Here is a 25,550-nt window from a genome sequence, read left to right on the forward strand (position 1 = left end):
CACCCTGACAGGTGGCGCGTAGGGCGGTTGATAGACCAGAATAGAAGGCGTGATTTCATCGACTAACCCCAATACCCAGCCCGATTCGCCCGATGCACAGAACAAGGGCACTACGGTCTCCCCCGCCCCTGAGGGCGAGGAGCAGGTGGTTCCTCAGATTACGCAGAAGCAGGCTGAGCGCATTAACGCGCCCGCGCGTAACATGGTGATTTCGATGGTCGTGATGGTTCTGCTTCTGCTACCGGTGCTGTGGTTGATGCCGCAGCCGAATAAGAATCCCTACCGGCCGTCTGTGGATCTACCGGTGGCCGCCTATGAGGCGAGCGAGCAGGCGGGTTACCCTGTGGTTGCGGCTGAGCAGGAGGGCTGGCATTACAATTATGCCCGCTGGGTCACCGGGCAGGCAGACGGTATTAACTATTGGTCCACCGGTCAGGTGACTCCGGCCAATGATTTTATCGAGCTGATTCAGGCCACGGGCACCAACCCCACCTGGGTAGCGCAGATAGTGGGTCAGGCAGTACCCGAAGCAACGGTGAGCGCTGGGGGTGTAACCTGGGACGTTCGTACCCTGGTCGATCCCGACGACAGGGAGAAAATCACCACTTTTTACATCGGTGAGGTAGAGGGGACCACAGTGATTCTCAAGGGCGAGGCGGAGCCCACCGAGTTCCAGGCCCTGGCCGAAGCTACCGTGGCCTACATGGCCGCCCCCACGGCGACCCTTGCCCCCACCGCCTCCAGCGGCATCCAGTAGGGCGTATCGAGTTTACCTGTCTCTCTGTAAAATGTAACCCAAATTATGCTGTCATAGGCAGGGCTGACTTGGTAGGTTAGACCTTAACCTGAGAAAGGAATCCTGCTGTGACTACCATCAAAACCCCCACCCAAGCCTGGGAACGTCTTGTTGAAGGTAACGCCCGTTTTGTAGGGGGCACCCGCTCGCACCCCCACCAGGACGCCGCCCGACGCGCCGAGCTCGTGGCCGGCCAGTACCCCTTCGCCGCAATTTTTGGGTGTGGCGATTCCCGCCTGGCTGCAGAAATTATCTTTGACCTAGGGCTGGGTGATGCCTTCGTGGTTCGTACGGCAGGCCAGGTGCTGGATGATGCCGTACTGGGCTCCCTGGAATACGCCTCTGGTGCCCTCAATACCCCGCTGATTATGGTGCTGGGCCACGACTCCTGCGGGGCCATTACCGCCACCCACAAGGCCCTGGTGGAAGGCGAAATGCCGGGCGGTTTCATTCGCAATTTGGTTGAGGGTATTCTGCCGTCTGTTATCTCGCCAGAGCTTCCCCACGATGCGTCCATCAACGACATGGTTGTAGAGCACACCCGTCAGACCGCCGCCCGTATCGCCGAGCAGTCCGGCATCATCCGCGAGCGCATTGAAGATGGATCCCTGGCCGTGGTGGGCGTCTTCTACCACCTGGCTGACGGTAAAGCCGACCTGGTTTACTCATCCTCTCCGTCCATTACGGACTAGAGGGGTTTATTCACAGTTGGCTGGGCGGCCCGGGTTCGTCATGTTTTGACTCTAAAGCGACAGGCGTCACGTGAGCCTAGTAGACTAGCGAATATGGCTGAAAACACTGAATACCGCATTGAACACGACACTATGGGTGAGGTTCGCGTACCTGTAGATGCCCTCTACCGCGCTCAGACCCAGCGTGCCGTCGAAAATTTCCCTATCTCAGGTCAGACACTGGAGTCTGCCCATATTCGCGCCCTTGCCCTCATTAAGAAGGCAGCTGCGAGCGCCAATGAGGAGCTGGGTGTTCTTGATGCTACCCGGGCTGCCGCTATCCGTGATGCTGCGGATAAGGTAGCTGCTGGTGACTACGATGACCATTTCCCCATTGATGTCTTTCAGACCGGTTCGGGTACCTCGTCAAACATGAACACCAATGAGGTGCTGGCGACCCTGGCTAACCAGGCACTGGAGGGCAAGGAGGTTGAGGTTCACCCCAATGATCACGTCAACGCTTCGCAGTCCTCTAATGACGTCTTCCCCACCTCCGTGCATGTGGCTGCGACCGAGGCTCTGCTCAAGGATCTCGTCCCGGCCCTAGAATACCTGGCTGAGTCGTTAGAGCGTAAGGCTGTGGAGTTCAAGGACGTTGTAAAGTCCGGCCGTACCCACCTGATGGACGCCACCCCCGTGACCCTGGGCCAGGAGTTCTCCGGCTACGCTGCCCAGGTGCGCTACGGTGTTGAGCGTATTCATGCTTCCCTGCCTCGCGTGGCGGAGGTTCCCCTCGGTGGCACCGCAGTGGGCACCGGTATCAACACCCCCGACGGCTTTAGCGCCCGCGTCATTGAGCTGCTGGCAGAAGAGACCGGCCTGCCCCTGACCGAGGCCCGCAACCACTTTGAGGCCCAGGCCAACCGTGACGGTCTCATTGAAGCTTCGGGCCAGCTGCGCAATATCGCCTACTCCTTCATGAAGATCAACAACGATATTCGCTGGATGGGTTCTGGCCCTAACACTGGCCTGGGCGAGTTGCACATCCCCGATCTGCAGCCCGGCTCATCGATTATGCCCGGCAAGGTCAACCCCGTCATCTGTGAGGCGGCTATTATGGTGGCGGCCCAGGTCATTGGTAACGACACCACCATTGCCCTGTCCTCCACCAACGGAGCTTTTGAGCTGAACGTGGGCATCCCGGTCATGGCCGCTAACCTGCTGCAGTCCATCCGCCTGCTGGCTAACACCTCCCGCGTGATGGCTGACAAGATGATCGACGGTCTGGAGGCTAACGTAGAGCGGGCCCGCTTCCTGGCTGAGGCCTCCCCCTCCACCGTGACCCCCATGAACAAGCTGATCGGCTACGAGGCAGCAGCCAAGATCGCCAAGTACTCGGTGGCCAACAAGACCACCGTGCGCGAGGCCGTCATCGCCCTGGGTTATGTTGAGCGCGGTGAAGTCACCGAGGCCCAGCTGGATGATGCCCTGGACGTCACCAAGATGCTGGGTAGCTTCTAAATCAGCATCATTTTTTAGAGGTAGCCCCCCCTAGAGCTAGGGTGCCCGGTCCCCTATCTCAGGGGCCGGGCACAGCTATAAAAGCTTATTCATCAGGGGTTCCGCAGGCTCACGCTCGCTGTGAGCTTGTTTCATCTACCCTTATGAATAAGCCTCTCTGCGCGAAGGATGAGGGCATCTCCCTGGCCACCGCCACCGCAGAGGGCCACCGCCGCGTAGGTAGCCTCGGGAGTTTGGTTCAGGGCGTGAGCCGCGTGCACCACCAGGCGGGCACCTGAAGCCCCCACCGGGTGCCCCAGGGCAATCGCCCCGCCGTGGGGGTTCACCCTCTCTGCATCCAGGCCCAACTCGCGGGCAGACACCGCCGATACTGCCGCAAAGGCCTCGTTAATCTCAACGTGGTCAAGGTCGGCCACTGTGAGGCCCGCCTTGTCAAGGGCAGCTGCAATAGCGCGAGAGGGCTGGTAGTGCAACACGTTCTCGGGGCCTGCCGTATTAGCCCAGGCAAGGACGGTCGCCAGCGGCTTGATCCCGTTTTCTTCGGCAAATTCTCGGGTGGAGAGCACCAGGGCTGCTGCCCCGTCAGAAAGCGGAGAGGCATTCCCGGCGGTAATGGTGCCCTCCTTCTCAAAAGCGGGTCGCAGCTTTGCCAAAACCTCAACCGTGGTGCCCTCGCGCACCCCCTCATCGGCGGTGACCTCGGTAACCTGACCGCGGCGTCCTTGCACCTGAACCGGGGCAATCTCGGCTTCAAAAAGACCTGCTGCCGCAGCGGCATGCGCGCGCTGATGTGAAGCAGCCGCAAGAGCGTCCTGCTCCTGGCGAGTCAGCTCGAAATCCGCGTTAGCCCCCTCAGTCAGCAGCCCCATAGACTCTCCGCTCTGGGCGTCGGTGAGGGCGTCACGTTCAACGGCATCGAGCACCCCGGCAGCACCAAAAACCCTGCCGGATCGGAAGTCCGGCAACAGGAAGGGGGCCTGGGACATAGACTCCTGACCACCTGCTACGGCAACGGTCGCTTCGCCGGCACGAATCAGGCGGGCGGCATCCATCACTGCTCGCAGACCCGATAGACAGACGCTGTTGACCGTCACTGCCGGGGTGGAAACAGGAATGCCGCTAGCGCGGGCGGTCTGCTTGGCGGGGTTCTGCCCCGCACCCGCCTGCACCACCTGGCCAAAGACCACGGCATCTACCTGTTCAGGGGTAACGTCTGCCCCTTGCAGGGCACAGTCTAGGGCAATTGACCCTAGCTCTACGGCGGTCAGTGAGGAAATAGCTCCCATAATCTTGCCCTGGGGTGTGCGGGCAGCGCCGATAATGACAACGTCTTTGTTGCTAGTTTGCATGGTCAAGTCCTTCTGCAAGGGTAAAGGTCGCGTCGGTTTTCTCATAAATTTCTTCGAGGGTAACGCCAGGTGCCATGTCCGTCAAGACCAGACCGGTTTCAGTAACATCAAAATCAGCAAGGTCGGTAATGATACGATTTACCACTCCCACACCGGTCAATGGCAGGTCGCACCGCTTTTTGAGCTTGGGAGAACCGTCTTTTGCCACGTGGTCGGTCAGTACAATCACGCGCGGAGTACCGGCAACCAGATCCATAGCTCCACCCATACCCTTGACCATCTTGCCGGGGATCATCCAGTTGGCAAGGTCACCCGTTTCAGAAACCTCCATGGCTCCTAAGATGGCGGTGGCAACCTTACCTCCGCGAATCATGGCAAAACTGGTAGCGGAGTCAAAAATAGCGGCACCCGGCACCAGGGTCACAGTCTGCTTACCCGCATTGATGAGGTCAGCGTCCTCCTCCCCCTCATAGGGAAAGGGGCCCATTCCCAGAATTCCGTTCTCTGACTGCAGCATCACACGGACGTCGTCAGGCAGGTGGTTAGCTACCAGGGTGGGGATACCAATACCCAGATTGACATAGGAACCGTTCGGCAGTTCGAGGGCAGCTCGGGCTGCCATCTCATCGCGTGTCCAGGGCATCTTATTCTCCCTTCGCTGGGCGCTCGGTCCGGGGGCGAACAGTGCGCTGTTCAATTGGTTTCTTACGGGGTGAGGCCTGCACGATGTAATCAACTTGCACACCCGGTGTCATCACATCATCGGGGTCTAGCTCGCCCAGGGGGACGATGCTCTCAACCTCGGCTACAGTGATCCGCCCTGACTCTGCGCACTGGGGGTTGAAATTACGGGCTGTTCGGCGGTAGCGCAGGTTGCCAGAGACATCGCCAATCGCGGCGTGTACCAGGGCAACATCGGCAACAATGCCGCGCTCTAAGACGTAGGTTTTACCGTCAAACTCAGCCGTAGGCTTCCCCTCTGCGACCACGGTTCCGACACCGGTTGCGGTGTAGAAAGCGGGAATACCTGCGCCGCCCGCTCGCAGCCGCTCTGCGAGAGTACCCTGGGGGTTGAATTCAACATCGAGTTCGCCCGAGAGGTAGAGCTGCGCAAAGAGCTTGTTCTCCCCCACGTACGACGAAAGCACCTTTGATACCTGTCGCCCCTCCAGCAGAACACCGAGGCCTTGCCCATCCACACCCATGTTGTTTGACACTACGGTGAGATTGGTTCGCCCGGAGTCTCGTACCGCATCGATAAGGTCGAAGGGGTTACCCGAAAGGCCAAACCCACCCACGGCGAGGGTGTCGCCGTCCTTGATGAGTTCAGTCATCAGCTCGGTGAGGCTGCCTTCGTAAACCTTGGTGTTCTGCTCGCTCATAGCTGCTTCCTTTACTTCAGGTCACCGGTTGCCGGGACGATGGTGCCCAGGCAGTCGCCAAAGTCAATGACGCTTCCCTCGGGGCCGGGTGCGGTAGCGGTGAGGCCAATGAGCTGACCGTCCTCTAAGAAGGTCATCTCATGCCCATCAGCCAGGGTGAGGGGCTCTTTGCCTCCCCAGGACAGCTCGATGAAGGAGCCGCGTTCGTCCTTTTCAGGGCCGGAAATCGTACCCGAGGCAAACATGTCGCCGGGGCGTAGGGGGGCTCCGTTGACGGTCATGTGCGCCACCATCTGAGGGGCTGACCAGTACATGTACTTATAGGGCGGGCGCGAGACCACTTCGCCGTTGACGGTAACGCCGAAGGTGATATCGAGGCCGTAGGGTTCCGCCTCAGAGTCATCGAGGTAGGACGCCAGGGGGTAGGTGCGCTCAGGAGTAGCAACACGAGCTTCTTGCAGGGCGGCCCAGGGAACGACCCAGGTACCGACCGTTGAGGCAAAAGATTTGCCCAGGTAGGGGCCCAGGGGAACGTACTCGTAGTTCTGAATTCCGCGTGCTGACCAGTCGTTGAAGAGAAAAACCCCGAAGAGGTGGGAGTCAGCTGCGGTTTTTAGGTCTACTTCGCCCTTAGGGGCTGACCCACCCAACACAAAACCCAATTCGGCTTCGATATCCAGACGCTGTTCGGGGCCGTAGGACGGCAGCCCTCCGTCCTGGGGCGGGCGCAAACCCTTGGGGCGAACAATGTCAGAACCTGACACGCGGATGCTACCGGAGCGCCCGTGGTACCCCACCGGCAGGTGCTTCCAATTGGGTTTCAGCGGCTCTTCCTGTGGGCGGAACATATGCCCCAGGTTAGTTGCGTGGTGTTCAGAAGCGTAGTAATCGACGTAGTCTGCCGGGGTGAAAGCTAGCTGGTAGGTGACCTCATCCACCGCAAAGCTGGTAGCGTGGACGGTCTGCTCATCGACTTCGGTCAGAGTGTCGACGAGCCAGGAGCGCACCTCGGCCCATACGCTAGCGTCCTGCTGGAGCAGGGCATCGAGATTAGACGAGGCTACTGCCGTTGCTGCTGCCTCTGAGAGGTTTCCGGTAGCGGCTGAGAGCTCACCCAGGTTAAGTACCCGGTCACCCAGTCGCGCCCCCAGATGAAAGGTCTTCCCTCCGTCAGCGGAAAATGAGCCGTAGGGCAGGTTCTCAAGGCCAAACCCCTGCGTTGAATGTGTCTGGGCGTAGCTCATAGCGGTTACTTTCCTTCCGGTGTAATGGTCAGTCGTTGTACGGTTTCAGGGCTCATCAGTCCCATACGATGCAGTGTCTCGGTGGGCTCAGGTACCGAGCAGGTACCAAATGATTGAAAGGCCTCCCGCCAGATCGTATCGGGGGCGGTGATGTGTTGCCCCACGGCGTCCTGATCATCGCTTTCCAGCACCGCAAGTGCCGCCTGCTTGTCGCCTCCTCGCTGGAGGGTATCTATAGCTGCTGCGATATTGGCAAACCCAAAGTGTTGGAAGCCGGTAACTTCATCGGTATAACGCATAGCCCGGTGAAGGCCAGCGGTGAACTTGAAGGGCACTCCGTGCTCAAGAGCCAGAGCCATGACGTCAACAACCTGCTCACTGCTCGGGAAAAGGTCAGCGGTCACCCCACCTGTGCGGAACTTAAGGCTGATCCCCTGATCTGCCAGCGAGCTCAGCATCTGGTCGGTTACCTGCTCATACGACAGTTCAAGGTAAAGGTCCAGGTCGGGGTGCTCTCGCTTGAGTGCCGCTGCTTCTTCCAGGGCGCCTTCAGCAGATAACTGGCCGGTTTTTAGCTCCGCACCGACAATTGTTGATGGAGCAATTCCTTGGGCAAGAAGCTGGCGCAGTTCCTGTAACTGATCGGCTGTGCCCACCGCACTAATGTCGATGGGCTCGGAGCCCGCCAGCTTCGCAGCTTCAGCGATAGAGCTGAAGGGTAAAACCAGCGGGCCCACAAACCGATCTGCCACAGCGTCGTGTGAACGCTGTATGTGTTCCTGCACTGCCCGGTCCAGAGGAGCGAGCCCGGGAGGAAAAACAGCGGCATCATCGAAGAACTTGTGGAAGATCGCTTCTGTCATTACTTCTCGCCAACCCAACGACCGCCGGTCCAAGACGACTTGTAGGCCGGGTCGTTAGCAGCTAAACCAGCTTCACCGAGCAGAAGGGGCTGGAAGGTATCGACCATGACGGCCAGTTCATCGAAGTACTCGGTGCCGATTGAACTTTCCATAGCTCCGGGCTGGGGGCCGTGGGGGTGGGCTGCCGGGTGTACGGAGATTGACCCCTCCTTGATACCCGAGCCCTTACGAGCCTCATAATTGCCCTCAACGTAGAACATGACTTCGTCTGAGTCAACGTTGGAGTGGTAGTAGGGAACCGGGATGGCACCCTCAGCGTAATCGACCTTGCGGGGCACAAAGTTGCAAATCACAAAGTTGTGCCCCTCAAAGACCTGGTGGGACGGTGGCGGCTGGTGTAGTTTACCGGTAATGGGAGCGTAGTCGTAGACGCTAAAGACGAAGGGGTAAAGGCAGCCGTCCCAGCCCACAATATCGAAGGGATGTTCGGGGAGCACGTGCACTGACCCCGAGATACCGGAAGGCCCGTGGCCGCGGTGCTTAATGTAGACCTCTACGTCCTGACCTTCAGCCAGTAGGGGTTCAGTGGGAATGCGGTAGTTACGCTCAAAGAAAGGAGCGTGTTCCAGGAGCTGGCCGTAGCGAGAAAGGTAGCGCTTGGGCGGGGCGATATGGGAGTTGGCTTCAATAAAGTAAAGACGAGCTTCTTCGCCATCACGGAGCACCCAGCGGTGGATCGTTGCGCGGGGAATGATGATGTAGTCACCCTGAGATACTTCGAGGGCACCGAACATGGTCTCTACTAGGGCAGAACCGCGTTCAACGTAGACGCATTCATCACCTACACCGTTTTTATAGAGGGGGCTGGTGGCGTTGACCAGTGCGTATGAAAGACGTACGTCGCTGTTACCCATCACCAGGCGGCGGTGACGGACTGCATCGACTTTGCCATCTTGCCCCTCAAAGGTGAGATCATGCAGCTTTAGGTGAAGCGGCAGTAGGGGGTCGTTAGGGATCAGAGACTGATCGGGCAGCTCCCAGGGGCGAACATCCACCAGGGCTGAGGGGATGTGCTTGTGGTAAGCCAGGGATGAGTCTAGGGAGAAGCCTTCTTCGCCGATGAGCTCTTCATAGTAGAGCTTGCCGCCTGCGTCGCGGAAGGCGGTATGGCGGTGTTTGGGGAGTTCACCTACCTGTGTGTAGAAAGGCATAATCGTAATCCTTTGTCTCAAGAGGCCGGCAAATCTCATCAGCGAGGCGTCCGAGCCGTTTTTCTATGGTGTACATCACCCTAGTCAACCCTTCAAAAGTTGTCAAGCAATGAACCAAAAATATTTTCAGAGCAACATAAGTTTCCACCCAGAAACTTCAACCACAGCGACACACCATAGCCAAAGCGTAACAAAACAGGTGGCATAAATCTCTCAGAAAACTGCTTTCACATGGACAAAAGACCTCAACCCAACATCATCCACGCCAACATAAACTTCACACAAAAAGTGATTTACACCTCCCCAACCATGCTGTATGATTAGACAATCACAACCAAATTTAGTTCATCTATTTATAGATGAGGGCTGTTGACTCACACAAGGAATCACTTCACGCCCTCACTTACCACTTCTCACTTCCACCCTTTCATCCGCTAGGAGATTGTTATGCTCTTGGGTTTCATCGGGGTCATTCTCTCCCTTGTCTGTCTCATCTGGCTGGCCTATCGCGGCCACTCCGTCATCGCGCTTGCGCCCATTGCCGCTCTTATCGCCGTTCTCTTTTCCGGAGCCCCCTTGCTGGCTTCCTACACACAAATATTCATGCCAGCACTCGGCACCTTCCTCATCAATTTCTTCCCGCTCTTCCTCGCCGGAGCTATTTTCGGTCGACTTATGACCGTCTCAGGCTACGCTGAAGATATCGCACGCTGGATTCCCACCATTTTTGGCCCCAAGCGTGCAATTCTGGTAACCACCGTTGTCACCGCCCTACTCACCTACGGCGGTGTCAGTGCCTGGGTTATCGCCTTCACCATCGTCCCCATTGCCAAGCCTCTCTTTAAGCACGCCAACATTTCGATGCGCCTGATGCCAGCAGCTATCGCCCTCGGAATCTTCACCTTCGCCACGGCCGCCCTACCTGGATCACCCCAAATTCACAATGCCATCCCCACCCGCGTCTTCGGCACTACAACATTTGCCGCACCGCTACTTGGCGTTATCGGTGCAGCTGTCACCTTCTCCCTGGGTCTAGCCTGGCTGACCTGGCGCCAGCACAAGCTACAGAAAGCAGGTGAGGGTTTCATCGACTTCTCCATCACCAACGACAACCCCGACCGTCCAGCAGACATCGACAACGATGCTGATGTGAAATACGGTGCCAACCCTCCCGTACCTACCGGAGCAACCACACCCGATGCGCAGGCGTCAGGAACCGCAGCCAGCGCAGATGCCGCAATCGCCACCGCTACTAGCGTTTCTGCTCGCATGTCGATGCAAGGACGCCCCGCCCCGCTCATCGGCGGAGCCGCTAGCGAGCGCGGCTCGCTAGCATCACGCGGACTACTAGGACTTTTGCCCGTTCTGGTGGTAGTCAGTGTCAACGCTGCATTCGTTTATCTCGTTGCGCCCCGTCTCGATACCTCCTACCTCTCAGAAGAGAAGTTTGGAGCAACTACCCTTCAGGCTGTCTTGGGTGTGTGGTCTGTGACCGTGGCGCTGGTTATTGCTGGAATTCTTATCTTTGCCCTCAAGCCATCGAAGGCCAAGGATTACATTAACTCTCTCAATGAGGGTGCACGGAACGCGGTGCTACCGGCCTTTACCACCGCGAGTGAGGTGGGCTACGGCGCAGTAATCGCTTCACTTGCGGTCTTCGCTCTGCTCAAGGACTCGCTCTTCAACGTCAGTGACAACCCACTCATTATCGGCGTTATTGCAACAGCAGTTATCTCGGGTATTACCGGATCATCATCGGGTGGCCTATCGATTACGATGCAGTCTTTCGGAGATCAGCTCTCCCAGCTAGCGTCCACTGCAGGTATCAGCGCAGAGGTGATGCACCGTGTGATTGCGATGAGTTCGGTAAGCTTTGATTCGCTACCCCACAACGGCGCTATTGTGACTCTATTACTGGTCTGCGGCATGACCCACCGGCAGGGCTACAAAGACATTGGCGTAGTGACCGTTCTTGTTCCCTTCGCCGGAGTTCTCACGGTACTAGGTCTGAGCCTCGCTCTACCGGGTGCCTTCTAAGACATCTAGACTATGCAGAGCAGGGCAGAACAGTCGATGGTCTGCCCTGCTCCTTATATGTCATGTTTTAAGCGAATATCATGAGTGCCGCTAGCAGATACTGGCTTGTGAATCATGAAATGTTTCATCGCTAAATCAGAGAACAAGTAATCTTAAAGATATGGAACCATCACCCCGTAACCACACCTACTGGTCTTTCATTGACCAGGTCACCGAGAATCTCGGTCGTTTAGAGGAGCCCGTCAATGCTGACGCAACGCTCCTGGCCATGTCACTCAACCGCGCTTCAGTTGCCATCACCCACGATTTCGAGTCCACCGTACACCGGCCGGTCGGGAGCTCCTGGGCGGCCTACCGAGTGCTCTTCGCGCTATGGAACCTTGGCTCAACCTCGGCCAGCAACCTAGCGAACATCACCGGCATGACAAGGGCTGCTGTATCAAACATCAGCAAGCCCTTAGAGACAAAAGGGCTCATTAGCAAGGCCAAAGACCCCGATGACGGGCGTGGCACCCTCCTGGAACTCACAGACCGAGGTACCGGCTTTATCGAAGGTATTTTCAGCCAGCAGAACGCGGCGGAAGCCCGATGGGCTGAGAAGCTCACACCGGTAGAGCGCACCGTTCTAGTTGAGCTCCTACGCAAGATAGCGGCCGATAAATAACAGGCTAGTGCTACGATTCAATAAAAAATCGGGCGCCGCTCTGCCAGTGCAGGGCGGCATCAATTCTATCGAGCATGCGCTCACTGCAATAGTCGGGTAGCTGTTCAACCGGCACCCACCGCACCTGACTCGACTCTTCGTCGTTCACCCGGGCCTGCCCCGAAACATAGCGGCAGTAGAAGGTATGGTCGAGGAACTGGCAACGATCCCCATTATCAAAGGTCATGGGCGGATCTGCTCTCAACTGGGCAAAACCCATCACCTCAATCTCCACACCGGCTTCTTCTTCGGCCTCTCGCAGGCAGGTAAGAGCCGGGTTCTCGCCGGGGTCAACGATGCCGGTCACCGGCGTCCAAGCCCCGGTGTCGCTACGGCGCACAAGCAAAACGTCACCGTTCTCGCGCTGAATCACCGCTGTAGCACCCGAGAGCCAGAGCATGTCAGAACCAATTTTGGCCCGCAGGTCGGTAATAAATTGTGGGGTAGGCATATTTTCCTTTCGTGAGGCAGCTACCGGAGCGGACGACCGCAGCAGGCCGTGCATGGCTAGCTAGGTAGCGGGGAAGAAGAGGGCGATGGTGGTACCTAGCAGCATAAAGGGGCCGAAGGCGATATGGGTTTGAGCGGTGGCCCTGCGGCGGGCGATGAGGTAGAGGGAGAAGAGCCCACCGCTCAAAAAAATGAGCAGGTTTCCCCACAGCAGGTTCAAAGGTGAGAAGAAACCCAGCAGTAGCCCCAGAACCCCGGCAAGTTTCACGTCCCCCAGCCCGAGTGCCCCGCGAGAGGCCAGCCGCAGCAGACCGTAGCTACCGAACATAATAACGGCGCAGTAGGCGCTCTGCCGGGCCGCAGCAAAACTATTCTCGCTCACCAGTAGAATAACGGCCAGCAGGGGCAGGCCGATCAGGGGATACATGGGGAGAACAATGCGATCCGGTAGCCGGTGTTCCCGCACATCAATGCTCCAGAGCCGCACAGCACACACCAGGTAGTAGCCAAACACCCATGCCAGCAGAATAGCGGCTGTAGCCGACAGCCAGCGCCCCACAAGGCCCTGAGCTGCCAGCTCTACAATCAGCCCCAGCATACCTAGGAGCCAAACCGGCGCTGCCGCTGGGCGTAGTCGCGGAGGGCACGCAGAAAATCAACACGGCGGAAGTCAGGCCACAGAGCCTCACAGAAGTAGAACTCGGAGTAGGCCGACTGCCAGGTCATGAACCCAGAGAGGCGCTGCTCACCCGAGGTACGAATCAATAAGTCTGGGTCTGGCATACCGCTGGTATAGAGGTGGCGGGAAATATCGTCAATGGTGACGCTGCTGGCCAGCTCCTCAAGCCCAACCCCGGCGGCTGCGGCCTCACGGAGCAGGCCGCGCACAGCGTCCGTGATTTCCTGGCGGCCACCGTACCCCACCGCAATATTTACCTGGAGGCCTTGCACGTGCTCGGTCTGCTCAACGGCTACTTCAAAAGCCGAACGGAGACTGCCGGGGAGGGATTCAAGCTGACCTACCGGGCGCACCCGGGCGATACCGCTCGCTGCCAGACGCTCCACGAAAGCCTCAATCACTTCAACCAGGTCATTGAGTTCGTCGCTAGCGCGCTTGAGGTTCTCGGTAGAGAGCATGTACAGGGTGGCCATGGGGATTTTAAGCTCGGTGCACCAGCCCAAAAATTCGATAATCCGGGCGGCACCGGCCTCATGCCCGTGCTTAGTGCTTTCGCCCAGCAGGGCAGCCCAGCGGCGATTGCCGTCAACGAGCACGCCGATGTGCTGGGGCAGCTTCTCTGCGGGAATTGCAGAAATCAGGGACCGCTCATACACCGAATACAGCGGCTGCGGTAGCTTCATGTGCTGCTCCTGGTAGGTCGGGTGAAATCACGTGATCGCTTTCTTTATATTACCTGCTTGGGCAGGTGATCCAGCCAGGTACAGGTGCCTAACTTCAGGGGCTGGTAGTGGGCAGGGAACCCGACCATAGGGGCCTGGGCAACTATTTCTCTTCATCTGTTGAGCTGGCATACTACATATATGGCTTCACGTGCTCACCGTTCACCGGCAACTCCCAGGCCCGTGAGTTCGGTTTCGGGCGTCATTGAGAGAATCACCGATGTGCAACGCGAAATCATCGACTTCTATCGCACCAACGGTAAACCTCTCTTGCGCGGCTGGATTCATGCGGGCTTCGCACCCCTTGCCTTCATCGCAGGCATCGTGCTCATTGTGCTCTCGGGAGGAGGGCCGGTAGGAGTCGCGTGCGCAATTTTTTCTCTGACCGGGGTGCTCCTCTTTGGCATTTCGGGCATCTACCATCGCGGCTACTGGCCTGCCCGAGCTCGCATGATTCTCAAACGTCTAGATCACGCCAACATTACCCTGCTCATCGCCGGCACCTATACCCCCATCGCGCTCACTCTGCTTGAGGGTAGCAGACAGGTAATCCTCCTGTGGAGTATCTGGGGTTGCGCCCTGTCTGTTACCCTCTTCCGTGTTTTCTGGACGAGCTCCCCCCGCTGGCTCTACACACCCATCTATGTGGTCATGGGCCTACTGGCGGTCTTCTACCTGGGTGACTTCTGGCAGGTCTCCCCCACTGCCACCGTGCTCATCACAACCGGTGGAGCCACCTACATTGCCGGTGCGGTCTTTTACGGCACTAAACGCCCGGACATAGCCCCTCATGTTTTTGGCTTCCACGAGCTTTTTCACGTCTTCACCGTGCTCGGTTTTATTCAGCACTATATCGCGGTCGTCGTCGCTCTTTTTGTCTAACCCCACCGTTAAACGCAGGGGAACCGCCATCACCGGGTTCGGTTCCCCGTTGCCGTACCAGCCTTTACCTAACAGCCCCTAGTGGGGCCGCCGCAGGTGGTCTTGGGCCACGACCGCCTCGTCACGTACGGTGGGCTGAGCCTGCTCGGGTACTTTCTTACCCTCAGCCGCTGCTTGAGCAGCAGCGCGTTCCTCAGCCTCGCGGGCAATCGCGTATTCGCTCCGGTAGCGTAGGCGGCGGGCTCGGCGAGTCAAGTCAAGGCCCAGCAGGACGATGACCACAGCCAGCGTGAAAGTGACCAGAAAGCCAACGATACCCGGGGAACCGCGAAAGGAGCCGTCGGGGTTGACCGTGGTAATCACGGTCGGGGTCGCCTCAGCGGCGCGCAGAGTAAGTTCTGACAGGTTCAGTGCTGACACGGTCGGTGAATCCTCGAAGTTAGGTGTACGGGCAGGAGCCTGGTGGCACGCACTGTCTATTCTACGCAGAAAGGCCAGGCCCGGCGTCCTTATCGTCTGAAGTCGATTCCGGCAGAGAAGGAGGTTTCGGGCAGTTCGGTGCGCACACGGGCGTGAGCCAGAACGTAGTCTTCAAAGGGCCAAATCTTGCTTTGCACCTCGGGCGAGACCGCGAAGAACATGGAGTCCGGCGGTACCTGTGAGGCGTGGGCGTGTAGAGCCTGATCGCGTTTCTCAAAGAACTCTGAGGATGCGATGCGGGTGGTGGTCTGGTGGCGGGAGACCGGGGGGCGGTGACCTTCAGCGTCCTCCTCCAGGGCCATAGCAACCCAGCGGGCGAAGGGCGACTCCAGCCCCGCTTGCTCAAAGTAGCTATGGAAGGCCAGCATACGATCCATGTTGAAGGCCCGGTCGTAGTAAATCTTTGCAACCTGCCAGGGTTCACCGGTACCGGGGTAGGCCCGGGGGTCGCCTGCTTTTTCGAAAGCCTCCATAGAGACCCGGTGGGTCATAATGTGGTCAGGGTGGGGGTAGCCACCAATTTCGTCATAGGTGAGAATCACATGGGGTTTGAAGTCACGCACCAGGCGCACCAGTGGCGCTGCGGCCTGTTCCAAGGGCAGGGACGCAAACGAACCGTAAGGTAGCGGCGGTAGCGGGTCACCCTCGGGCAGGCCTGAATCCACAAAACCAATCCAGCGGTGCTCGATACCCAGAATCTCAGCGGCTTGCTTCATTTCCTGGCGGCGCACCCCCGGCAGATCACGGTGGGCAGCGGGGTTGGAGTCGACGGCAGGGTTTAGAATATCGCCGCGTTCCCCACCGGTCATTGAGGCCACCATCACGCGGGCACCGCGCGCCCCATAGGCCGCCATTGATGCCGCCCCCTTCGAAGATTCATCGTCTGGGTGAGCATGAACCGCAAGAATGCGCAGGCCGGTGTAGTCATGATCTAGTGGTGCTACCAGGGCAGGGTCGTAGCCAGAGGTGGGTGAATCGGTGACGCTCATGCGAAAACTCCATGGAACTGGGTGACGGTCTCAGTGTTTGGGGTATCGTAAGGTGAAGACACCCGTGCATACACACGCGTCAATTCTACCCGCCCCCAAGGAGCTGGCCGCTCCCCTGTGACCCTGTATGACCCAGGCTGAAAGGTTTGGTCCTGCATGACCGATACCCATCTCTCCACTCGCTACGGCGCTAAGCCGCAGCGTAGGCCCCTGCCCCAGTACTTCTGGTACGTGCTGACGGCCTGCGCAGTGCTGGCGGGGGTAGCCTTTGTGTTCTGGGTTCAGTCAGCCGATAGTGACCAGCCCTCAGGCCGCGACGTAGGGTTTGAGCTCACCAGCTCCGACGAGGTGCAGCTGACCTTCGAGGTCAGCAAGAGAGCTGAAGATACAGCCATCTGCGCCATTAAAGCCCTCAACACCGCTGGCGCTCCGGTTGGTTGGAAGGAGGTGGCGATCGGCCCCTACGCAGATGATCAGGGTAATGGCATCTCGGTGCAGACCGTGCACCTGCGTGTGCTCGGTGAGGCCACCACCGTCACCGTCGACACCTGTTGGAAGGCTTAGATAGCCCCGACCGCCCACCGCAGGTTTTCTCTACCGGGGTAAAGTGGCATCTCATGCAAGGCACCTGGGTAGACTAAGCAGAAACGCACACGGCAGCACCCTGACCTCTTGCGGGTCTGCCATCACAACTCACGCGGTGCAATTGCCCTCCCGGCAGTACACCGCTTCTTTCAAGGGAGTACACCATGACTGAAAACGAAGGCGCTTGGCTCACTCAGGAGGCCTACGACAAGCTCCAGGCAGAGCTTGAGTACCTCTCAGGCCCCTACCGCCAGGAAATCATTGACCGCATCTCAGCTGCCCGCGACGAGGGTGACCTCAAGGAAAACGGCGGCTACCACGCGGCCCGCGAGGAACAGGGCAAGAACGAAGGCCGTATAGCCCAGCTCAAGCACCTACTAGAGACTGCTGTGGTCTCTGATCAGCCCGTTGCTGATGATGGTGTAGTCGAATCCGGCATGGTCGTTGAAGCCAAAATCGCAGGTAAGACCATGACCTTTCTGCTAGGCTCCCGCGAAGTGGCCGATACTCTGGTCGGCGGCTCCGACCTTCAGGTCTTCTCCGAAAAGTCCCCTATGGGTGCCGCCATCTACGGCCACAAGGTGGGCGACGAGCTGACCTACGAGGCCCCGAACGGTCAGCAAATTCCCGTGAAGATTGTCTCCGCTAAGCCCTTCCAGGGCTAAACCAGCCACCGGCAGATATGACCGAAGCCCGGTCGTCCTTCTCCCCTTTTGTGGGGTACGGACGCCCGGGCTTCGGTTTATCTTGACCGGAAGATTCAGACACAGAATCTCCTTAGTACACAACGATTGGCTTATAGCCCTCAGCTTCCAGGGCTGCGATGACCTCCTTGCAGTGGTCTACGCCCTTGGTCTCCATGTCGATGGTGATGGAGACATCACCCATGGAGAGCGCACCGCCCAAGCGGGTATGGTCTACCCCGGTCACGTTGGCGTCGTGCTCTGAGATGATGCGTGAGATAGTAGTCAGCTCGCCGGGGCGGTCGTTGAGCATGAGTTTGACGGTCATATAACGGCCGGCAGCTGACAGGCCTCGCTGAATCACCTTGAGCATGAGCATAGGGTCAATGTTGCCACCCGAGAGCAAACAAACGGTGGTGCCCAGGTCGCCGTAGGACTCAGCCAGTGAACCGCTCATCAGCGCCGCCACCGGCACGGAGCCTGCCGGTTCAACGACCAGTTTGTTGCGTTCAAGGAGGAAGATGAGGGCGCGGGCTATTTCGTCCTCAGAAACCGTGTGTACATCATCGACCAGGTTCTTGATGATGGTGAAGGGAAGTTGCCCGGGGCGGCCCACCGCGATGCCATCCGCAATGGTTGAAACCTTCTTGAGCGGCACCAGGGCGTCAGCGGCCAGGGAGGGCGGGTAGGCCGCCGCGTGCTCAGCCTGCACCCCGATAATGCGGATCTTCTTGCCCAGCTTCTGTTCCAGTGAACGTACCGCAATGGAGAGACCTGCCAGCAGGCCCCCGCCACCCACGCCGACCAGGATGGTGTCAACGTCCGGCACCTGCTCCAGGATCTCTAGTCCCAGGGTGCCCTGGCCCGCGATGATATCTGCGTTGTCGAAGGGATGCACAAAGACAGCGCCGGTTTCTTTGGCATAGCGCTTGGCCTCAGCCAGGGCCTCGTCCACGTTTATACCGTGCAAGATTACCTCGGCCCCGTGACTTCTGGTAGCGGCGATCTTGGGTAGGGCAGCTCCCTGGGGCATGTAGATACGGGCGGCGATACCTAGGCGGGAAGCTGCCAGGGCAACACCTTGGGCGTGGTTGCCTGCCGACGCCGCCACTACGCCCACGGCCTTCTCCGCTTCGGTGAGCTTGGCCATGCGCACGTAGGCGCCACGCACCTTGAAAGACCCCGAGCGTTGCAGGTTCTCACATTTGAGATAGACTTCAGAGCCCAGTTGCTCGCTGAGGGCACGGGAGTGCGCAACGGGGGTACGTTCAATGACGCCGTCAAGGAGGCGGGCTGCGTCTTCAATCTGACCGACGCTCACGGGAAGCTCTACCGGGGCGGGTGCTTGCATCTTTACCTCGTCTTGTCTTATATCTTATTTCTGAGCGCCGTTGTTGATGGCTTCTAGGGCATCTTCGTCGGCTTTTTCCGCTTCCTTAATACGGTTCAGACGTTCCTTCACCTTCTCGGCGATGTCCTTCTTCTCCCGTCGCCTGATTTCGTGCGGGTAGAGGAACGCTGTTTCACGGATGTCTGGATCGTTTTCCCATTCACGGCCCGCCAGATACCTGATGATGGTATTGACCACGGCCAGTACAGGCACCGCGAAGAGCGCACCTACGATGCCGTACAGTATGGAACCACCAACCACGGCGATGACCACAGCCAGCGGGTGCAGGGATACTGCCTTGCCCATGACCAGTGGCTGCAGAATATTAGATTCAATCTGCTGCACAATCAGAACCATAGCCAGCATAATCAGCGCGTTCACAAGGCCGTTAGCTACCAGCGCCAGTAGGACGGCGATAGCGCCAGTGAGCAGTGCGCCCACTACGGGTATAAAGGATCCCAGGAACACAAGGACGCCCAGTGGCAATGCCAGCGGCACTCCCAAGAAGAAGGCGGAGAGACCGATGCCCACCGCGTCCACTGCGGCCACAAAGACCTGAACCCGCACGTAGGAAACCAGAGACTTCCAGCCCCGGCGGCCCGCGCCGTTCACTGCTCGACGTGAGGCTCGGGGGAAAAGTTTAACGACGAAGAGCCAAATCCGCTCGCCCTCCATCAGGAAGAAGATGAGGGTGAAGAGAACGATGACCAGACCGGTGCCGAGGTCCGCAGCGGTTGAACCAACGGAAGCAACTCCATCGAGAATGCTGGAGGTGTTGGCCTGCAAGGTGGTGAGTAGCTGGCTGATGTACTGGTCAATCTGATCAGCGCCCAAATCGATGGGCAGGTTGTTGAGCAGGGCAACCAGCTGATTCCAGCCCTCAATGACCTGGTCGGAGAGGGAGGAAAAACCGGAGGTCAGCTGCTGGCCGACCATAGCAAGGAGCCCTATGACCCCCACAATCAGGCCAAGCTCTGTGATAGCGGTAGCTATACCCGCATGAATACGGTTCCTGCGGAAGAAATAGACTACGGGGGAAAGCAGGCCCGCCAGCAGAGCCGCAATCATTACGGAAATGACAATGAGAGAAACTTTAGACAGCATCCAGTACAGAGCTGCGCCGGCAATTCCAACAATCATCAGGCGCCAAGCCCAGGCAGCGGCAGTCTGCAGGGCAAAAGGCACGTGGCTGTCAGAAACAGGCCCCGGCTTAAATTGGGGTGAATCAGGGATATTGGCACTCATGCTCTCTATCTTCCCACGTTTACTTGCTTTTGTGGTGCCCCACAGTTCGAATCGCGGTCAGGGCGTGACCAAACTCGCGCAGACTGAGGGGGTACAAATGGCCCGGTGGGAGCACCTCTCTCGTCGTCCTCGTGACTCCCCCCATAGGGCAAAGAATGAGGGCAGAAGCACCCAGCCGGTGCTTCTGCCCTCGCTTATCTAGCAGAGTGATTTAGTTATCTGCCATAGAGCGCACGTAGTAGAGGATGCGCAGGATCTCAATGTAGAGCCAGACCAGTGAAACGACCAGGCCGAAGGCGATGCGCCATGACTCCCGTTCGGGGGCACCCATCTTGATTGCCTCGGAGGCGTGTGTGAAATCCAGTAGCAGGGAGTAGGTGGCCAGAAGCACGGCAAAGAGGCCGATAATCAGCCCCAGGGGGATGCCCATGACCTCAACGCTACGAGCGTTGAAGTCGAAGAAAATGGCAGTGACCATGTTGACCAGGCAGAAAACCGCGTACGAGATGGTAGCAACCATGAAGAAGCGGGTCAGCTTGGCCGTAGCACGCAACTTACCCGAAGAGTAAAGACCCAGGATGGTTGCGAACACGATGACGGTCGCCAGAACCGCCTGCACCACGATGCCCGGGTAGGAGGCTTCAAACATGCGGGAGATACCACCGACCAGGAGGCCCTCCATGATTGAATAGGCCATGACCAGGGCGGGCGAAACCTTCTTCTTCACCGCGTTGACGATACCGAGCACCAGGCCGCCAAGCAGACCGACGAACATCAAAGCGGGTACGTACCAGGCAACGGCGGCACCGACGACTACCAGACCCAGGTTAAGGGCGGTCTTCATAATGACATCGTTAATGGTCAGGCGATTGGTATCAGCCGGGGTGGCGGTACCGGCGTTGTACATCTGGTTCAGCTCATCAGCCGAGGGCTGCTGGCCGTACTGGCCTGCGTACTGGCCTGGCTGACCAGGCTGGTAGGTACCGTAGGGGGCCTGGCCTTGGGCATAGGGGTTCTGCTGCCCGTAGGGGTTGGCGGTGGTAGTTCCACCGGCTCCGAACTGACCAAAGCGCGGGTCTCCCGCAGGCTTCGTCATTTTGTTAATCAGGGGGTTACCTGCCACGGCTGTGTTCTCCTAGTAAATAGTCGTGGGATAATGCTGCTTCTACCCTATCGGATACAGTCAGTTTTTCTCCACTTTTTCTCTGGAAGAGAGCACAGCTCAGGGCGCTTACCTGTGTGTATAGGCACCGGTCAGTTCTGTCTCAAGGAAGTTGAGCACAGCTCCGTCATCATTAGAACCAATCGTCACATCGGTATGGGGCGCTAGGGTCGGGTCAGAATGTTCCATCGCAATGGACCGGCCCGCCACCTGAAACATTTCTAGGTCGTTGCCAGAGTCACCGATAGCCGTAGTCTCTGCCATATCGATACCGAGGTGGCCTGCCAGCCAGCTCAGACCGTGGCCCTTATGATTGCCAGCAAGAATGAGGTCGATGGCGCCAAAGCCGCTGGACGTCGCTGCGATGCCAGCGGGAAGTGACTGGTGAAGGCGCCCAATAGTATCGTAAATACCCTCCGTAGGGTCAGAATTGAGGGCGATTTTGACGATGGTATCGGTGATGGCGGCTGGGTCATCAGTGGCTACCGCGTTGGGGTAAAAAGGACGGATGGCGGTGATGGGATTCTGCGGGTCGTAGCCGGGAAGTTCAACGCCGACCTTGCTGACCTGCTCGTGCACACGGTCAGAGATAATCTTGAGACGATCTGTAGGCACATAGGAGTGGTGCCGGGCAGAAAGAATAATACCCAGAGCCGGGAAGGCATCTAGGGCAGCCAGGGACTGCTGAACCAGCTCTGGGGTGAATCCCCACAGGGCTAGGTCATTGCCCTGATTATGGATAATGGCACCGTTCTCTGCAATGTAGTAGAGGTTCTCATGGTGCTCATGCCCAGCCATATACTGCTCAATTTTCGGCATCTGGTTTCCCGTTGCTACCGCTAGATAGGAGCCCTGCTGGGCGAGAAGATTCAGAACACGATCAAATTGATCGTGCTTATAGGTCTTATGGCTACTGAGCAGGGTTCCGTCGAGGTCTACAGCGTAAAGGTGGGGTTTTGTCATGGTTTTAACTCTACTGGCTACCTGCCTGCCCGGAGTTCAGGTTTGTTCTTGGTGACTATCATTTGCTGGGGTTGATCCTTTTCACCGGGGTAAACAACAGCCGACCCCGGATTCCCCTTAAACCCAGCAAAACACTCAGTAGTAGCCTCAACAGCCTCACTGAAGTGCCCCGGGTTTTGTTCCTAGGCATTTGCCTCGGCTTAGACGTCGGCAAAACCAGCCACCACGCCACAGCCCTAGATGCAGCAGGTAAGAAACTCTGGGACAAACCCCTACCCCAATCAGAACCCAAAATCCGAGAACTCCTTACCAAACTCAGCGCCCAAGGAACTGTTCTGTTAGTAGTAGACCAACCCAAAACCACCGGTGCCCTACCGGTAGCTATCGCACAAGATATGGAAATCCAGGTTGCATACCTACCAGGTCTGACCATGCGCAGAGTAGCCGACCTCCACCCCGGTGAAGCCAAAACAGACGCCCGGGACGCCTACATCATCGGAAGAAACAGCCCACACCATGCCCCATACCCTGCACGGTATTACAGTGGCCGAAGAAACCACAGCAGAACTATCTATGCTCTGCGGATTCGATGACGACTTAGCAACGCAGGCCACCGCTGTTTCTAACCGTTTACGCGGTTTTCTCACCCAGATTCATCCGCATCTGGGGCCGTTGTCTAGTTGGTGAGTGTGGGGTGGCTTCCTACTTTTGAATAAGCCTCACAGAGGAGGCTATGCCAGCGCTCCGCGCATGATGACGCCACTCACCCCTATCAAACTGGCTAAAATCGCCCCACCGGGGCAATTTTTTAACGCCAGGGGCACACAGAGGAGGCTATGCCAGCGCTCCGCGCATGATGGCATAGCCTCCTCTGTGTGCCCCTACTCGGACTCGAACCGAGAACACAAGGATTTTAAGTCCTCTGCCTCTGCCAATTGGGCTATAGGGGCCTGGGCTGGCGCCCGCCCTCCCGGGCAGGCACCAAACACCTCTTTATTTATACCAGAAAAGAGCCTAGAGCCTTGCCTTAGTCTTTTCAGGTGCGGTACCCGTGGCCTGCTGGAAAGCACGGCGCGGCGAACGCTGGTGACGAATCGACGAAGTATCGCGACCAAACACCTGGTTCAGAGCCCAGGTAGCCATAACACGGGCGGTGCGCTCAATCGTGGGAATAGCCACACCGTGATAGCCGCGGTGCATCATCCAGGCGATAGGCCCGCCAATAGTCTTCCCCTTGAAATTAGCCACACCCTTCCACAGGCCCAAACCAGCAACAACGCCGAGAGTCTCATGGTAGTAGTCAGTCAGGGCCTCACCACGGCGCTTAGCCAGCAAATTCTCCGCCAGCTTCACAGCCTGACGGGAGGCGTGCTGAGCATTAGGGACGCAGAAACCGCCCACGCCGCCACCCGAAAGATCGGGAACAGCAGCGTTATCGCCAGCAGCCCAAGCGTCCTCAATAACACCATCGTCACCCGCTACACGCAGGTCAGCCTGCACACGAACACGGCCTCGCTCGTCAATGGGGAAATCAGTATCCGCCAGCACGGGGGCCGCGGCAACGCCGGCGGTCCAGATCAGGGTGTCAGTATCAAGTTCACCGGCCGGCGACTTATCGCCCATGTTAATAAGCTGCAGGTGTCCGTCAGTGGCATCCGACAGAGAAGTATTGAGAAGAACCTCAATACCACGGGAACGCAGTTCAGCAACGACCTTCTCAGCACGGTCAGCAGGAACCTCGGGCATAATGCGGGGAGCGGCCTCAACCATCACGAAACGCAGGTCTGAGATACGCAGACGATCATTGCGGTTGACCGCTTCACGGGCCATATCTTCAAGCTCTGAAATGGTTTCAACACCGGCAAAACCGCCACCAACAATAACGAAAGTCAGGGCGCGGCGGCGCTCGTCCTCGTCAATGCTCAAAGAAGCAATCTCGATGCGCTCGAGAACCCAGTTGCGAACGGAAACCGCTTCTTCAACGGTCTTCATGCCGATGGCTACGTCAGCCAGACCGGGAATGGGGAAGGCACGGGTAACGGCACCCGCACCGAGAACGATTTCGTCGTAGGTCAGCTCAAAGGGCTCACCGGCGTTGATGGGCTCAATGGTCGCCGTCTTGGTGGCATGGTTAACGCCAATGACGCGGCCACCAATGATCTCTGAGTCGCGCAAGTGCTGGCGCAGCGGCACCGTGGCGTTACGGCCTTCCATAGAGCCCGCAGCCACTTCGGGCAGGAAGGGCTGGTAGGTCATGTAGGGGTTAGGGTCGACAACGGTGACGACACCGCCGGATTCCTTAATGACCTTCTGAATTTTCTTTGCGACGGTGAAACCGACGTAGCCGCCGCCGACGATGAGGACGCGGGGCCGGTCCTGTGCAATCTTATTGAATGCCATGCGAGTTAACTTCCTGTTGGTGTGCTGCCGGTGCTCCGGCTAAAAGTCTCCATGCTTATATTGCCACTTTTACGGTGTTTAAGCATATTTTTGGGCTCGGTGTTTGCTGTGAGCCTGCCCTGCCGGTCTGACCTCAACGGCGGCTTCGCTGAATGACGCGGGTGAGCTGGTGAATCGAACCGAAAGTGATGATAGCTACCCAAAGGGCGAAGGCTGCCAGAACGATGAAAGGCAGAACCCCCGAATCTTCAACGGGGCGTACGGGTGTGGGGGCGGCCGCTTCAGTGATAGTTTCACCTACCTGGTGTACGGGCGTCTCATCAGATGCGGGTGTGGGTGTGAGTGTGTTCTTGCGGTGCACAGCAATCCAGTGACTCATAGATCCAAGCGGGTTGGTGTCGGTATCGTGCGGTGTGTCTGGGGCAAGGGCTGCGGCGGGGTTGATAATTCCGTAGCCGTAGAGGGCATCGCGGCCCGGCTCACCGGCCTCGTCCGCTGACGAGATGATGCGCTGAATCACCTGATTGGCAGTCAGATCAGGGTATTTTTCCATGATGAGGGCTGCCAGGCCCGTAACGATGGGGGCGGCAGCAGAGGTCCCCGACCAGGTTGCGTACCTGTTCGAGGGGATAGCCCCAATCATGCTCTCGCTGGGCCCTGAGACGGCAATTGAGATTCCCTGCGAGGACGATGACTGCGAGTCCTGCCTGTTCTGATCAACACCACCGACCGTGAGGACGCCGGGCATGGTGGCGGGTGCACCCACCTGGGTGAGCCCGGCCCCGCGGTTGCCAGCAGAGGCCACCAGGAGCACCCCCCGCTCTTCGGCGTAGGCAAAAGCCGAATCCCACGATTCTGGCCAGGAGGTGTTGTCTGAACCCACCGACAGGTTGATGATGTCGGCCCCGTTATCCACCGCGTAGCGCACGGCGTCGGGTATCTGCTCGTCCACGGAGCGGGTGCCGGTGGTACCCAGTTCCAGGGAAATAGGCAAAATGGTGGCCTCTGGAGCCACACCAATCATGCCTGCGGGGGCGCCGGGCTGCTCAGGGTTAGCCGGGGTAGTCCCGTCCGTGTGCCCGTGCCCGGCGATCAGAGAGGCCACCAGGGTGCCGTGCTCAGGTTCGATGCCCAGCCCCTCCC

25 protein-coding genes, 1 tRNA gene and 1 pseudogene are annotated in these 25,550 nt (G+C 58.3%); 9 read left to right on the forward strand and 18 right to left on the reverse strand.

Annotated features, from left to right (window positions below):
* Positions 1-49: 49 nt before the first annotated feature.
* The 3 genes from L6966_RS09875 (at position 50) to L6966_RS09885 (ending at position 2,988) form a co-directional block, all read left to right on the forward strand.
* The gene (locus tag L6966_RS09875; RefSeq protein ID WP_237233299.1) at positions 50-757 is read left to right on the forward strand and encodes a DUF4245 domain-containing protein; all 708 of its coding nucleotides are present in this window, start codon (positions 50-52) and stop codon (positions 755-757) included.
* 107 nt (positions 758-864) lie between these two features.
* The gene (locus L6966_RS09880) at positions 865-1,488 is read left to right on the forward strand and encodes a carbonic anhydrase (RefSeq protein WP_083093249.1); all 624 of its coding nucleotides are present in this window, start codon (positions 865-867) and stop codon (positions 1,486-1,488) included.
* A 93-nt stretch (positions 1,489-1,581) separates the two neighbouring features.
* Complete coding sequence (locus L6966_RS09885; RefSeq protein WP_237224099.1) at positions 1,582-2,988, forward strand: class II fumarate hydratase; 1,407 nt, start codon at positions 1,582-1,584, stop codon at positions 2,986-2,988.
* Between the two features lie 131 nt (positions 2,989-3,119).
* Here the strand turns inward: L6966_RS09885 and L6966_RS09890 are convergent, their stop codons facing one another.
* From L6966_RS09890 to L6966_RS09915, 6 genes are read right to left on the reverse strand one after another with little or no spacing between them, the layout of a single operon-like run.
* Positions 3,120-4,337, reverse strand: a complete 1,218-nt coding sequence (locus tag L6966_RS09890) for an acetyl-CoA C-acyltransferase (protein WP_237233300.1) — start codon at positions 4,335-4,337, stop codon at positions 3,120-3,122.
* A complete protein-coding gene (locus L6966_RS09895; protein WP_237233301.1) occupies positions 4,327-4,980 on the reverse strand; it encodes a CoA transferase subunit B in 654 nt (217 codons plus the stop codon). The genes L6966_RS09890 and L6966_RS09895 overlap by 11 nt, the downstream gene beginning before the upstream one ends.
* A gap of 1 nt (position 4,981) precedes the next feature.
* A complete protein-coding gene (locus L6966_RS09900; RefSeq protein WP_419721891.1) occupies positions 4,982-5,671 on the reverse strand; it encodes a CoA transferase subunit A in 690 nt (229 codons plus the stop codon).
* Between the two features lie 59 nt (positions 5,672-5,730).
* A complete protein-coding gene (locus L6966_RS09905; RefSeq protein ID WP_237233303.1) occupies positions 5,731-6,963 on the reverse strand; it encodes a fumarylacetoacetate hydrolase family protein in 1,233 nt (410 codons plus the stop codon).
* 5 nt (positions 6,964-6,968) lie between these two features.
* Entirely contained in the window at positions 6,969-7,826 is an 858-nt protein-coding gene (locus L6966_RS09910; RefSeq protein ID WP_237233304.1) for a hypothetical protein, read from the reverse strand.
* Positions 7,826-9,037 carry a homogentisate 1,2-dioxygenase gene (locus L6966_RS09915; protein ID WP_237233305.1) on the reverse strand — a complete coding sequence of 404 codons (1,212 nt, stop codon included), beginning with the start codon at positions 9,035-9,037 and terminating at the stop codon, positions 7,826-7,828. The genes L6966_RS09910 and L6966_RS09915 overlap by 1 nt, the downstream gene beginning before the upstream one ends.
* Positions 9,038-9,484: 447 nt before the next feature.
* On the opposite strand from L6966_RS09915, the gene L6966_RS09920 reads away from it, so the two are divergent.
* On the forward strand, positions 9,485-11,074 hold the full coding sequence (locus L6966_RS09920) for a GntP family permease (RefSeq protein ID WP_237233306.1): 1,590 nt from the start codon (positions 9,485-9,487) through the stop codon (positions 11,072-11,074).
* Positions 11,075-11,234: 160 nt separating this feature from the next.
* Positions 11,235-11,738, forward strand: a complete 504-nt coding sequence (locus L6966_RS09925; protein WP_083093227.1) for a MarR family winged helix-turn-helix transcriptional regulator — start codon at positions 11,235-11,237, stop codon at positions 11,736-11,738.
* A gap of 10 nt (positions 11,739-11,748) precedes the next feature.
* Here the strand turns inward: L6966_RS09925 and L6966_RS09930 are convergent, their stop codons facing one another.
* The 3 genes from L6966_RS09930 to L6966_RS09940 are packed head-to-tail and all read right to left on the reverse strand — an operon-like array spanning position 11,749 to position 13,589.
* Positions 11,749-12,228, reverse strand: a complete 480-nt coding sequence (locus L6966_RS09930) for an NUDIX hydrolase (protein WP_083093225.1) — start codon at positions 12,226-12,228, stop codon at positions 11,749-11,751.
* 60 nt (positions 12,229-12,288) lie between these two features.
* Entirely contained in the window at positions 12,289-12,825 is a 537-nt protein-coding gene (locus tag L6966_RS09935) for a prepilin peptidase (protein WP_237233307.1), read from the reverse strand.
* A gap of 2 nt (positions 12,826-12,827) precedes the next feature.
* Positions 12,828-13,589, reverse strand: coding sequence for an isoprenyl transferase (locus tag L6966_RS09940; RefSeq protein ID WP_237233308.1), 762 nt, complete (start codon positions 13,587-13,589; stop codon positions 12,828-12,830).
* Positions 13,590-13,769: 180 nt separating this feature from the next.
* Between L6966_RS09940 and trhA the strand changes: the two genes are divergently transcribed.
* Entirely contained in the window at positions 13,770-14,510 is a 741-nt protein-coding gene (trhA, locus tag L6966_RS09945) for a PAQR family membrane homeostasis protein TrhA (RefSeq protein ID WP_237233309.1), read from the forward strand.
* 78 nt (positions 14,511-14,588) lie between these two features.
* Here the strand turns inward: trhA and L6966_RS09950 are convergent, their stop codons facing one another.
* The gene (locus tag L6966_RS09950; RefSeq protein ID WP_180377901.1) at positions 14,589-14,930 is read right to left on the reverse strand and encodes a hypothetical protein; all 342 of its coding nucleotides are present in this window, start codon (positions 14,928-14,930) and stop codon (positions 14,589-14,591) included.
* Between the two features lie 89 nt (positions 14,931-15,019).
* Positions 15,020-15,979: a mycothiol conjugate amidase Mca gene (gene mca, locus L6966_RS09955; protein WP_083093216.1), complete on the reverse strand. Its 960-nt coding sequence runs from the start codon at positions 15,977-15,979 to the stop codon at positions 15,020-15,022.
* A 156-nt stretch (positions 15,980-16,135) separates the two neighbouring features.
* On the opposite strand from mca, the gene L6966_RS09960 reads away from it, so the two are divergent.
* Positions 16,136-16,543 carry a DUF4307 domain-containing protein gene (locus L6966_RS09960; RefSeq protein WP_083093213.1) on the forward strand — a complete coding sequence of 136 codons (408 nt, stop codon included), beginning with the start codon at positions 16,136-16,138 and terminating at the stop codon, positions 16,541-16,543.
* A 185-nt stretch (positions 16,544-16,728) separates the two neighbouring features.
* Positions 16,729-17,229, forward strand: a complete 501-nt coding sequence (greA, locus tag L6966_RS09965) for a transcription elongation factor GreA (RefSeq protein WP_083093210.1) — start codon at positions 16,729-16,731, stop codon at positions 17,227-17,229.
* 112 nt (positions 17,230-17,341) lie between these two features.
* On the opposite strand, the gene ilvA is transcribed toward greA, so the two are convergent.
* From ilvA to L6966_RS09985, 4 genes are all read right to left on the reverse strand, one after another.
* A complete protein-coding gene (gene ilvA / locus L6966_RS09970) occupies positions 17,342-18,598 on the reverse strand; it encodes a threonine ammonia-lyase (RefSeq protein ID WP_237233310.1) in 1,257 nt (418 codons plus the stop codon).
* 24 nt (positions 18,599-18,622) lie between these two features.
* A complete protein-coding gene (locus L6966_RS09975; protein ID WP_237233311.1) occupies positions 18,623-19,882 on the reverse strand; it encodes an AI-2E family transporter in 1,260 nt (419 codons plus the stop codon).
* Between the two features lie 211 nt (positions 19,883-20,093).
* Positions 20,094-21,005 (reverse strand): Bax inhibitor-1/YccA family protein, encoded by a 912-nt coding sequence (locus L6966_RS09980; RefSeq protein ID WP_237224093.1) that lies wholly within the window; start codon positions 21,003-21,005, stop codon positions 20,094-20,096.
* Positions 21,006-21,113: 108 nt separating this feature from the next.
* Positions 21,114-22,007 (reverse strand): HAD hydrolase family protein, encoded by an 894-nt coding sequence (locus tag L6966_RS09985; RefSeq protein WP_237233312.1) that lies wholly within the window; start codon positions 22,005-22,007, stop codon positions 21,114-21,116.
* A gap of 164 nt (positions 22,008-22,171) precedes the next feature.
* Here L6966_RS09985 and L6966_RS09990 point away from each other — a divergent pair.
* Positions 22,172-22,673: pseudogene (locus tag L6966_RS09990) on the forward strand (IS110 family transposase); the annotation flags it as partial.
* A gap of 210 nt (positions 22,674-22,883) precedes the next feature.
* Here the strand turns inward: L6966_RS09990 and L6966_RS09995 are convergent.
* The 3 genes from L6966_RS09995 to L6966_RS10005 form a co-directional block, all read right to left on the reverse strand.
* Positions 22,884-22,957 (reverse strand) — tRNA-Leu (locus L6966_RS09995).
* A 64-nt stretch (positions 22,958-23,021) separates the two neighbouring features.
* Positions 23,022-24,407 (reverse strand): NAD(P)/FAD-dependent oxidoreductase, encoded by a 1,386-nt coding sequence (locus L6966_RS10000; RefSeq protein ID WP_083093196.1) that lies wholly within the window; start codon positions 24,405-24,407, stop codon positions 23,022-23,024.
* Between the two features lie 133 nt (positions 24,408-24,540).
* A partial coding sequence (locus tag L6966_RS10005) for a S8 family peptidase (RefSeq protein WP_237233313.1) occupies positions 24,541-25,550 on the reverse strand: 1,010 nt, incomplete at its 5' end.

It is taken from the genome of Rothia nasisuis (assembly GCF_928381405.1).
GTDB lineage: Bacteria > Actinomycetota > Actinomycetes > Actinomycetales > Micrococcaceae > Rothia > Rothia nasisuis.

Bases quoted from the DNA above. Each gene is read 5' to 3' on its own strand.
- L6966_RS09960 (WP_083093213.1), top strand. From the start codon at position 16,136: ATGACCGATACCCATCTCTCCACTCGCTACGGCGCTAAGCCGCAGCGT.
- L6966_RS09890 (WP_237233300.1), bottom strand. From the start codon at position 4,337: ATGCAAACTAGCAACAAAGACGTTGTCATTATCGGCGCTGCCCGCACA.
- L6966_RS09905 (WP_237233303.1), bottom strand. From the start codon at position 6,963: ATGAGCTACGCCCAGACACATTCAACGCAGGGGTTTGGCCTTGAGAAC.
- L6966_RS09930 (WP_083093225.1), bottom strand. From the start codon at position 12,228: ATGCCTACCCCACAATTTATTACCGACCTGCGGGCCAAAATTGGTTCT.
- L6966_RS09900 (WP_419721891.1), bottom strand. From the start codon at position 5,671: ATGACTGAACTCATCAAGGACGGCGACACCCTCGCCGTGGGTGGGTTT.
- L6966_RS09925 (WP_083093227.1), top strand. From the start codon at position 11,235: ATGGAACCATCACCCCGTAACCACACCTACTGGTCTTTCATTGACCAG.
- L6966_RS09985 (WP_237233312.1), bottom strand. From the start codon at position 22,007: ATGACAAAACCCCACCTTTACGCTGTAGACCTCGACGGAACCCTGCTC.
- L6966_RS09940 (WP_237233308.1), bottom strand. From the start codon at position 13,589: ATGAAGCTACCGCAGCCGCTGTATTCGGTGTATGAGCGGTCCCTGATT.
- trhA (WP_237233309.1), top strand. From the start codon at position 13,770: ATGGCTTCACGTGCTCACCGTTCACCGGCAACTCCCAGGCCCGTGAGT.
- L6966_RS09920 (WP_237233306.1), top strand. From the start codon at position 9,485: ATGCTCTTGGGTTTCATCGGGGTCATTCTCTCCCTTGTCTGTCTCATC.
- L6966_RS09910 (WP_237233304.1), bottom strand. From the start codon at position 7,826: ATGACAGAAGCGATCTTCCACAAGTTCTTCGATGATGCCGCTGTTTTT.
- L6966_RS09915 (WP_237233305.1), bottom strand. From the start codon at position 9,037: ATGCCTTTCTACACACAGGTAGGTGAACTCCCCAAACACCGCCATACC.
- L6966_RS09975 (WP_237233311.1), bottom strand. From the start codon at position 19,882: ATGAGTGCCAATATCCCTGATTCACCCCAATTTAAGCCGGGGCCTGTT.
- L6966_RS10000 (WP_083093196.1), bottom strand. From the start codon at position 24,407: ATGGCATTCAATAAGATTGCACAGGACCGGCCCCGCGTCCTCATCGTC.
- greA (WP_083093210.1), top strand. From the start codon at position 16,729: ATGACTGAAAACGAAGGCGCTTGGCTCACTCAGGAGGCCTACGACAAG.
- ilvA (WP_237233310.1), bottom strand. From the start codon at position 18,598: ATGCAAGCACCCGCCCCGGTAGAGCTTCCCGTGAGCGTCGGTCAGATT.
- L6966_RS09895 (WP_237233301.1), bottom strand. From the start codon at position 4,980: ATGCCCTGGACACGCGATGAGATGGCAGCCCGAGCTGCCCTCGAACTG.
- L6966_RS09885 (WP_237224099.1), top strand. From the start codon at position 1,582: ATGGCTGAAAACACTGAATACCGCATTGAACACGACACTATGGGTGAG.
- mca (WP_083093216.1), bottom strand. From the start codon at position 15,979: ATGAGCGTCACCGATTCACCCACCTCTGGCTACGACCCTGCCCTGGTA.
- L6966_RS09935 (WP_237233307.1), bottom strand. From the start codon at position 12,825: ATGCTGGGGCTGATTGTAGAGCTGGCAGCTCAGGGCCTTGTGGGGCGC.